Origin of the sequence: Psychrobacter sp. (assembly GCF_030457785.1) — a bacterium.
Taxonomy (GTDB): domain Bacteria; phylum Pseudomonadota; class Gammaproteobacteria; order Pseudomonadales; family Moraxellaceae; genus Psychrobacter.
Genome location: NZ_JAKDUI010000087.1, coordinates 1 through 9985, shown reverse-complemented (window position 1 = coordinate 9985; position 9985 = coordinate 1). Strand labels below are relative to the sequence as shown.

The following is a 9985-nucleotide window of genomic DNA, read 5'->3' as shown; positions in this document are numbered from 1 at the left end:
AGCAATTTTGAGAAGGAAATCCAAAAACATCCACTATTTGTAAAATTTACAGAAGATGAAAAAAATGTTACTAACCCGATTGTTTATCAAATCAACAAAAACCGAGAAACTGACACACTAAACATTACTCTGTGGCTACAGCGAACTTGGCAGGCAGAATACGCCTTAGCCAAACATGTCTTACGCATTAAAAACCAAGAGATTACAGCACTTCCGATTTCTACCAATCCGCTACTAAATAAAGAGCAACAAGACGCCATTAATATGGCAAACCAATCAGCGTTTAGTATCATTACTGGTGGACCAGGAACGGGTAAGACTTTTACAGTTGCTCAGTTGGTCATGGCATTACAGCAAGCACAGCCTGAAGACTCTCTAGTAGCCAACTCACGAGCAAACCTAGCATTAGCTGCACCAACAGGGAAAGCCGCCCAGCGTATGCAAGAGTCGTTGCAGGACGCCATACAGCTAGCGGGCGTCGACATACAATTACCTGAAGCAAAAACCATCCACCGTTTGCTAGGTATTGGGCAGGGCGGGCGACCTCGCTATCATAAGGACAACCCTCTCAGCGAGGATATTATTATTGTGGACGAGGCGTCTATGCTTGGGGTGGAGCTTGCCAATCATTTAGTGAGCGCTGTAAAAGCTGACGCACGGCTAATACTACTCGGTGATGCCAATCAGCTAGCAGCAGTTGATGCAGGGGCAGTACTGGCTGATTTGTGTCGTTTGCCGGTACTGCAAGATGTACATCAATGCCTAGTGGAGAGTCGACGGTTTGACGAAAAATCAGGTATTGGTAAGCTCGCAAGACTGATCAATCAAGCAGAACAAGAGCGGCATAGTACAGAACGTATGCAAGCTGTTTGGCAACTGTTCCAGCAGGATGAGGCGTTAAAGTTCTATCATCTTTTAGATTCAGAGACGTCAAACGATGTTGAACTGGAAAAGACAAAAGATAAGATAAAAAATAGCCTAAGCAATTATCACAATTATTTCAAATTGACCGAAAAATATCTAAAAAAAATCAAAAAAGCAGATCTCATACCAATCAAAGAGCGCGTTGATGATTTTAACGCGTTGATAGAGTCACTTAACCAGTTTAGAATATTAACTGCTGGACATCATGGTTACTGCGGAGATCATCAAATTAACAGCTATCTAAGTGATCAACACAAGTCACACCTTAAAATAAAGCTATCTAAATCAACTTGGTCTTGGTATCACGGTCGGCCAGTGATGGTGTTGCAAAACAATTATGAACTCGGACTATTTAACGGAGACATAGGTATTTGCCTACAGACAGAGCAGGGACGACTACAGGTGTTTTTTGAAAACAAGAAACAGGGTATTAACATCAATATGCTGAGTGATGAGATGGTTGCGACTGCTTATGCAATGACGATTCATAAGTCTCAAGGTTCTGAATTTGAACATGTGGCTATTAGCTTTGATAACAATAATGCACGATTATTAAGCCAAGAGCTTATCTATACTGCAGTGACTCGCGCAAAAAAACAAGTGTCGGTGTTTAGTACTGAATCGGCATTAACACGAGCGCTGTCTACACCGACTAAGCGGCAGACTGGTTTGGGGTTGCAGTTTGCAACATTAATAAAATAATCTAGCAGACAATAAAAAAGCATCCAAATTGGATGCTTTTTTATTATTGGTTAAACGAAGCCAGAAGCTTAAACCTTGTCTTCTTTGATGGCGTAAATGCCAGGAAGATGACGCAAGTAACCATGGAAATCCATACCACAACCGTATACATAGCGGTCTGCGACATCGATACCCACAAAATCAACATCGAAGTCTTCAACTTTACGATCATGTTGCTTGTTTAGTAGAACACAAGATTCTAGTGATAGCGGGTTTTCTTTATTTAACTCTTCAACGACAGTTTTTAACGTGACACCTTCATCAAAAATATCGTCTATCAGTAACACATGCTCACCTTCGATACTGACATCAGGCTTATATTTCCAGTCAAGCTCATCTGTGCCTTCATTATCACGGTAACGGGTGGCGTGGATATAATGCATACGATGATAAAATGTTAGATGAGTCAGTAACTGTCCGGCTGGAATCAATCCACCATTCATAACTACCATCACAATAGGGTTAAGACCCGCATAATGTAGGTTTAGCTGAGCGGCAAGACGTTCGTATGCAGCAGCAACTTCGATGCTGCTAATAAGACACTCTGAGTTGCGTAAGGTTTTTTCGATCTCTTGATTATTGATTTGGGTCATGAGTTGCGCCTTTGAGAAAAGTGCGAGCTATTTTAGCAAATTTTAATAAATATTCCTAACACTACAACCATAATAACAGTGCATTTTTTACGGCCTTATTCCGTTCATTACACCATATTATTCAGGCTTTTCTATGATGAAGGGGCGGTAATAATTTGCTAAGCGGTTTAGCGAGTTGTCTGGCAAGTCAGGTAATAATTTGTTTAATGCCATAGACATGCCTTTATCAATTGCGGCTTTGGCAACAGGTACTGACTTTCTTTTAATCATGCCCAGTTTCAACGTTTCGGCATAACGGCTAATAAAATGAGTCAAGGTCTCTTCATTCATTGTTTCTAGCGCCGTTTTAAACAAGTCTACATCGGTGTGCTCAGGCGTAATAGCAGAAAAGCCATTTTCAATAATTTGTCCATCAGCTTCTGATAGCTTAAAACCAACACGTGTAACGCCTTCATTATCAACAAAAGTAGCGCGGTCTCTCAAGAAGTGAAAACTTGGCAGTACTTCTTCATTGTTTTCCTTACCCAACAAAATATTGAGCAACGTATCCGCCGCTTTTTCGACTGTTCCGACGATTTTACGCATGGCGGCTTGACGCTCAGAGTTTGGAATAATATCGACCAATTCTACCAATAAGTTGTCAATCAAATCACGTGCGGTTTGATGGGTGAGTGCATCACGATAAGGATAGTAATCTACTGGTTCGTTTGATTCGAGGACTTGTTCTGCTTCTACCATCAACGCTTTCAATTTATCTGAAGGTACAAATCCGAAATAATGTGCCATTATACTTCCTCTTTTTACTGTTTTGATTCCTGAATGATGCGATAATCACCATAGAATGTGACTATAAAAACGTGAAGAACACATGAAAAACACGTAATTAACCGTTTCAAATGTTTGTTCTCAGCCTTTTATATTGTAGTCATATATCATTAGCTGAATTCTTATAGCCCTTAAAATATATAGGTTTTGGCTAGTAATTTTCTTAAAATATAGATATCATGCGCTGTTAACGGATGAGCAGCCTTGCTTACCGCACACTAATTTATCATATTTTACATAGTTTGATTCAAAAAGCTTGAACTCATAAGGCTATCTACTACTTGTCTAGGGAGAGATGGGATGAATAGTGCTATCGTACTACTCTTTGGCGTCGCTGCTATGCTCTGCGGTTACGTGTTTTATTCAAAATTTATCGCCACAAAAATACTAGCATTGGACAACAGTCGTCCAACACCTGCTCATACGATGAAGGATGGGGTAGACTATGTCCCTACCAATAAGTATGTGTTATGGGGACATCACTTCACATCAGTAGCAGGCGCTGCACCGATTATTGGTCCTGCAATTGCTGTTATTTGGGGTTGGGTACCTGCCATCATTTGGGTCGTACTTGGCACAATCTTTATGGCCGGCGTACATGATATGTCAGCTATTTGGGCAAGTATGCGCAATAAAGGCCAATCCATTGGCTCCATTGCTGGTACTGTCATGGGCACTCGTGTACGCAGTTTAATGATGATTGTCATCTTTTTAGTACTGCTGATGGTCAATGCAGTATTTGGCGTTGCTATCGCTAATATGATGATCAAAACACCATCTGCTGTATTGCCAGTTTGGGGTGCCTTAGCAGTCGCAGTGGTTATTGGTCAGTGTATTTATCGCTATAAGATGAACCTGATTTGGGTTTCAATTCTTGGGGTAACTGCGCTATACGGGCTGATATACCTTGGTACCATGTTTCCTATTGCTTTACCTGAGACTGTTTTTGGTCTCCCTGACAATGCAGTATGGATTCTAATCTTATTTAGTTATGCAGCTGTTGCTTCGTTATTGCCAGTATGGATGCTGCTGCAACCACGTGATTATATTAATGGTCTCCAATTATTTATCGGTTTGATATTGTTATATGGCGCTATATTTATAGGAACGCCCGATATTGTAGCGCCTGCTATAAATACGGCATTACCAGCTAGCACCCCCTCTCTTATTCCTTTGCTTTTTGTAACGATTGCTTGCGGTGCGATATCAGGTTTTCACGGTCTAGTAGCAACAGGTACGACCTCAAAACAGATAGATAAAGAAGGGGATGTCCGTTTTGTAGGTTACTTTGGTGCGCTGGGTGAAGGTTTGCTGGCCATGGGTGCAATTCTGGCCGCAACAGCAGGTTTCGCAACTCTGGGCGATTGGCAAGCCGTATATCAAAAATTTGGTGACGGCTCGATCGGAGCATTTATTGACGGTGGTGCTTCCATATTGAATTCTGGTGTAGGTATTGACTTAGTACTTTCTCAGACGATTCTCACCGTAATGGCAGCGTTATTTGCAGGTACTACCATGGATACTGGTGTACGTTTGCAACGCTACATCTTCCAAGAATTTGGTGAGTTCTATAACTTACCTATTTTAAGAAAAGGTGTAGTCGCTACGTTATTAGCAGTCGGAACCTGTTTACTATTAGCATTTGGTGCCGGTGGTATTGATGGTTCTGGCGGCATGATTATTTGGCCGTTATTTGGTACGACTAACCAGCTGATGGCAGCCTTAACCTTGATGATTGTCACTATCATCTTGTTGCGTAAAGGTAAGCCAGTTTGGTATACCTTAGGGCCATTGACTTTCTTGTTGGTTATGACAGTTTGTGCATTATTGATTCAACTTAAAACCTTCTTCATAGATGGTAATTGGCTACTCATTATTATGGATATCGTTATTTTGGTAGCCACTATTTTAGTGACCTTTGAGAGTCTGTCAGTGCTGCGCAAAGAGTGGTCGTTACACAGAGGCAAGAGTCATGACTAATACTTAGAGTTTATTAAGTATGTATCCAAATAAAAAACGCTAGCGCAATTGCTGGCGTTTTTTGTATCAGATAGGCATGATGGATAATCAGCAACAATCAGAATGCGAGTAAAATATGGAAAATAAAATCATACCAACGGAACTAGAAAATACTGAACAAAGTACCGAACAAGGTACTCAACCTTGGTGGCAACGTTTCATGGCAGGGCTCAATGAGTTTTACCATGCGCCTTACCGTCAGACGATGGCACGCGCAGCCCGTGACGAAGAAGATTTCTTTATGTTGCTTATGTTTGCCGAGAGCCTAGGCATTGATAACCCTGCTAGCTTTTATACGTTAGAGCTTCAACCCTTATTTTTAGAAAACTTTCACGAATGGCATACCAGAATGGGTATGGATAGATGTCCTTTCGACCACGTTGGTTGCTGTTAACCTGTGGTCGGTTTATAAGAAAGAAGCATTTAATCATTCACACTAGGATGTAGGAAGGTGGGGAAGTACTATGGCATTACACGATTTACATACACTGGTAGAACAACTGGCCAATCAACCAATTAAATTCATCGGTGGTAAGGGCGGGGTGGGGAAAACCACCACGGCAGCTGCGCTTGCCAGCTATTATGCAGGAAAGCAGCAAAAAACCTTGGTCGTCTCAACCGATCCGGCACACAGCTTGGGTGACGTTTTAAATGTGCAGTTGAATAATGAAGCGACAGCGATCACGCCGTATCTCGATGCAATCGAGCTCAACCCTGATACCATCGTCGACCAGCACTTTTCTCAAGTTGAGCGCACCATCAAAGCCTATGCAAACCCAGACATGATGCCCAAAATTCGTGAACATTTACGATTGTCAAAGTCAGCTCCAGGTGCCCAAGAAGCAGCGATGCTGGAGTCTATGTGCCAGCACTTGGTTACAGCTGCCAGTGGTAACTATGAGCATATTATTTTTGATACTGCACCGACAGGACATACTTTACGGTTGCTAGTGCTACCAGAGATGATGGGCGCATGGACAGATGGTCTGCTCGCGCAGCAGCGGCGACAAGCAAAATTACGCTCAGTGACCAATCACTTAGATAGCCATAACCAAAAACATCAAAAGCACGATGTGGCAAACCCATTTGCTCAGAAGAAATCAGATCGATGGGAACAGGCAGTGTCTGTATTAGAAAAACGAAAACAGCTTTTTCGTCAGGCAGGGCAGCTGCTACATGATCGCACAAAAACAGCAATTGTACTGGTAATGACAGCTGATGTGCTTCCTTTGGCTGAGACCAGACGTGCAATCGAGCAATTAGAAGATAGTAAGCTCACGCCAGCGGCTATCGTCATCAATCAGCTGATTAAGCCAACTCAATCTGATGAGTTTTGGCAACGCCGTGCAGATCGTCAGCAGCAGCTCATGCAGGATATAGAGCAAAGCTTTGTCCGTTATCCGTTATACCCGATTTACTTGCAACAAACAGACATACGTGGCACTGAAGCACTAAATGCACTATTGAGCCCAGTATGATAAATAGCCGCAGACGCTGTTAGTATGGCGTTTAACTTTTTGGTGTCTTTTTTCAACAACTCTAGCAACGGCTAATCATGACCATATGTCTGCAATTTATGCGTCTGTAACTTAGAAGAAAGTGACCATGCCATGTCTGCGCGTAATAACTGAGCTTGTTCGGACTTGCCACTGCTGAGTGATGACCATTGTGGCTTACCACGTGCTTTTTTTAACTCACTTGGTAGCTTATGAGTTGGCCACAAGGTTATCACGTTGTCTTCTTCATCTTTATTGTCGTCGGTAGCTGAGGTATCAACTCCACTTATCTCACCTTTGTATAATAACTGAGTGGCATCAGTCGCTGCATGGCCACGATGACGAATGGCAGTGAGCAGATCCATCGAGCGAGTGGCCAGCAGGGTCAGGGTCGCAGGATCGATATACAGACGTTTCACCCCAGTAATCTTATCAGCGATACTGCTGGTGTTAGATAATAGACCGCCAGCGATACCTCCTATCGCTGCTCCTAATCCTAATGTGGTTCCGAGTGCTGCCGCATCAATGCCCAATCCTAGCAATGCACCAGCAGCAGCCCCTGAGGTAGTGCGAATACCATAGCTTTTTAGGAGTTCAGGATCAAAAGGATCTTGTTGGTATGCTTGTAATTCAAGCGAAGTCACAGCCACTGCATTGTCATAAAACTTATATAAGTTGAGAAGACTGTGTTGCATGGCACGTTCACTCTGCCTGACGGCTTCCTGCATCTCCTTCAACACTGGCATAGGGTCATCGTCATCGCTTACTTCTCGAACAAAGGCAGCGACATTTAATAAAAAGTCAGCAACAATAATATTCGCTTCATCATACAGTTGTGCCCAATTCTCTGTACGTCTGACCATCAGATGCTCAAGCATTTCAGCATGGGTGAGCATGGTAGCCAGGTTTTGCCATAGATGCATTTCGTCTTCAAACTCAAACGCCACAGAATCGAAGCGTGTGGAGATATGCAAGTTACGTCGTGCCAGCATCGTTTGCCAATCATCGATATTGGCATCCTGACTGTCAGTGAAATTAAACACAGGCATCACTGGTATCGCTGCCCAAGACAATATTGCCAACTCATCTTTATACTTACCCAATACTGGCTCACGCGCATCGACCACATATATGGCCATATCACTTGCTAAAAGCTGCCGGATTACCTTGGCCTCTTGACTATAGTCATACTTTTGTAAATCTTGTAGCTGATGCTTTGATGTACTGCTATCAGATCCTTGGGCGATATCTGCCGCCAAAAACTGCTGCAAGCGATCGATACCATCACGGCGACTGGCAGTATTGTCCTCAAGCCAATCCATCAGTCCTGAAGCATCCTCTAAACCCGGCGTATCATATAAGGTTACTAAAACTTCACCCGTTTGGCTGTCTGTCAGTTGAGCTTGCTCGACATGGCGGGTGGTAGCGGCTTCATTTTTGACTTCACCAAAATACACATCACGTAGTAATGTTCTTAAGATAGACGTCTTGCCTGTATTGGTATGACCCACGACTGCCAGTTTTAAAGGCTCGCCATAGACAGTTGTTTTCTTAGCGGAAATGGTTTGATTGGCCTCATCTGTAATACTACTAGCGTGGGTAGTAGTTACCTTTTTCTCTAGGCGCTGATTATAAGGCTGATCATTCTGAGAGCCCATCGGCTTGGGTGCATACGATGATGCATCTGAGTCTGATTGTTTTATATGAGTCTCAGTTTCTGATTCTGGTGGTGCATCAAAAGCCATATCGGAAAAAAGACCCGCTGGTTTCTGATTCTGTGACTGGTTATTATGATTGTCATTATTCATAGTCTTATCTTATATTTATCATTGTTTTAAAAACACCGACGCTATTAACTGAACTGGCATCTTGTCTTTGTTAAGGCTCTACACTGGCTAGAGTTTACTTTGACTAGAGATTAATCAGGCAGTAACATTAGACAACAGTAACTAGACCTATATTTCGGGCAGATAATGCAGTTTGCCATTGTTGATAACGTACATCCAGACTGTCGGAATAAGGCGATTTTGAATTTGGAGGTGAGTTTGGCTGTTTAGTATCTTGTAGTAGCTGCACAATGAGTCCGTCCTTGGCGTGTTCTGCTATACGATCAAGTTTGCGCAATGTGCCACGATCGGGCAACGCTTTACTGTGAATACCAAGTAAAACCTGTACAGGATTATCATTCAAATAATCGGTTAGTCGATCCATATCTTCACGACCGTCTACAATACCAAAGTTTTCAACATCATTATTCGTAGTGTTGTCCATAGCATTGTTGATAGTATCGTCATCAAGCTGCCACCATTTTTCCTGTGTTGAAGGATATTCAAGTAAAGCAACAAGCTTCTTGCCAGCGCTGACGTCTGCTTTTGGTGCCACGGGTACGACTTCCTCTTTAAAGTCATCAGCATCCACCACTTGACGTTGCCAAAAGCTCAAAATCTTTTGATAATAGGGTAGGTTGATATCTAAACGCATTTTTTGCCGACGAAACATCAGCGCACAAAATGCCCAAGCCAACGCACGTGGTACGATACCGTACATCAACAGACTGCCAATCAACAAGCCAGCCCACTGCCGAGCAGCGGATAATGACATCGCATCGGCGGCCAGCCTACTTTCTATGACAGCAGTACTGTCTGGAACACTAAAACCCACCATGCTGGGCAGCCAGCCAAGCATGTTTGTCAGGCCGATTAGCGTTTGATCCGCTAGTAGAGTAGACTCCCAGCTAAAGCTATATTGACGCACGATCAACAAAAACACGATCGCTAACAGCATTCCTGTCAATGTAGCGAGCCAAAGCTGATGGCTAAATCTGCCCAGATACCAACGCATTCCACTGTGTTGCAGCTGACGCTCATATAAATTGACCGCTGCTAGTGTTACATCATCTTTACCACGAATAAGGTAACTAGGGCTGACGAAACTAGCAAACCAATTTGAAGACTGTTTGCCTTGATTAATCAGTGTCATTATTAACCAGCCTGCCAGCATAATAGTATGGAAACCAAGCAAACAAACCAGTACATAAAAGAAATTAACCACGTTGGTCTGTAGTAAGGTGAATAATCCTAAAAATCCTGAAATGCACCATACCACGCTCATGATGACCATGATGCCTTTGGTACGACCATCAATCTTACCCAATACTTGTGCCAACGCACCGTTGCTATCAATACGTGACGCACGTCGGTGAAGCTTCTGGATTGGCTTCCCATCCTCGCCTTGTAACTTTTCAGTAATGAGTAATGGATCAGTAGTAAAGACGTGCTGCTGAGTCTCTAACGTACGTACCAATTCAGTCAGTTGATCTTGGGGTGATAGCATAGCGCGCCGACATCCATTTACAACAAAATATTGGGGTGATTTTACTCAATATAT

Annotated in this window: 8 protein-coding genes; 4 read left to right on the top strand and 4 right to left on the bottom strand. The window is 42.9% G+C overall.

Annotation, left to right across the window (positions count from 1 at the left end; translation table 11 throughout):
- The coding region (gene recD / locus L0J61_RS05905; RefSeq protein WP_301465407.1) for an exodeoxyribonuclease V subunit alpha at positions 1-1626 on the top strand (1626 nt) is incomplete at its 5' end.
- Between the two features lie 68 nt (positions 1627-1694).
- On the opposite strand, the gene L0J61_RS05900 is transcribed toward recD, so the two are convergent.
- Together L0J61_RS05900 and L0J61_RS05895 are read right to left on the bottom strand one after the other, a co-directional pair.
- Complete coding sequence (locus L0J61_RS05900) at positions 1695-2258, bottom strand: hypoxanthine-guanine phosphoribosyltransferase (RefSeq protein ID WP_301465406.1); 564 nt, start codon at positions 2256-2258, stop codon at positions 1695-1697.
- Positions 2259-2375: 117 nt separating this feature from the next.
- On the bottom strand, positions 2376-3044 hold the full coding sequence (locus tag L0J61_RS05895) for a hypothetical protein (RefSeq protein ID WP_301465405.1): 669 nt from the start codon (positions 3042-3044) through the stop codon (positions 2376-2378).
- 339 nt (positions 3045-3383) lie between these two features.
- Here L0J61_RS05895 and L0J61_RS05890 point away from each other — a divergent pair, with 339 nt between their 5' ends.
- The 3 genes from L0J61_RS05890 (at position 3384) to L0J61_RS05880 (ending at position 6580) form a co-directional block, all read left to right on the top strand.
- A complete protein-coding gene (locus L0J61_RS05890) occupies positions 3384-5063 on the top strand; it encodes a carbon starvation protein A (protein ID WP_301465404.1) in 1680 nt (559 codons plus the stop codon).
- 199 nt (positions 5064-5262) lie between these two features.
- Entirely contained in the window at positions 5263-5496 is a 234-nt protein-coding gene (locus tag L0J61_RS05885) for a cory-CC-star protein (protein WP_301465408.1), read from the top strand.
- 70 nt (positions 5497-5566) lie between these two features.
- The gene (locus tag L0J61_RS05880; protein WP_301465403.1) at positions 5567-6580 is read left to right on the top strand and encodes an ArsA family ATPase; all 1014 of its coding nucleotides are present in this window, start codon (positions 5567-5569) and stop codon (positions 6578-6580) included.
- A 71-nt stretch (positions 6581-6651) separates the two neighbouring features.
- Here L0J61_RS05880 and L0J61_RS05875 read toward each other — a convergent pair whose 3' ends face one another.
- Complete coding sequence (locus L0J61_RS05875) at positions 6652-8406, bottom strand: DUF3482 domain-containing protein (RefSeq protein WP_301465402.1); 1755 nt, start codon at positions 8404-8406, stop codon at positions 6652-6654.
- 127 nt (positions 8407-8533) lie between these two features.
- On the bottom strand, positions 8534-9931 hold the full coding sequence (locus L0J61_RS05870; RefSeq protein ID WP_301465401.1) for a DUF2868 domain-containing protein: 1398 nt from the start codon (positions 9929-9931) through the stop codon (positions 8534-8536).
- Positions 9932-9985: the final 54 nt, after the last annotated feature.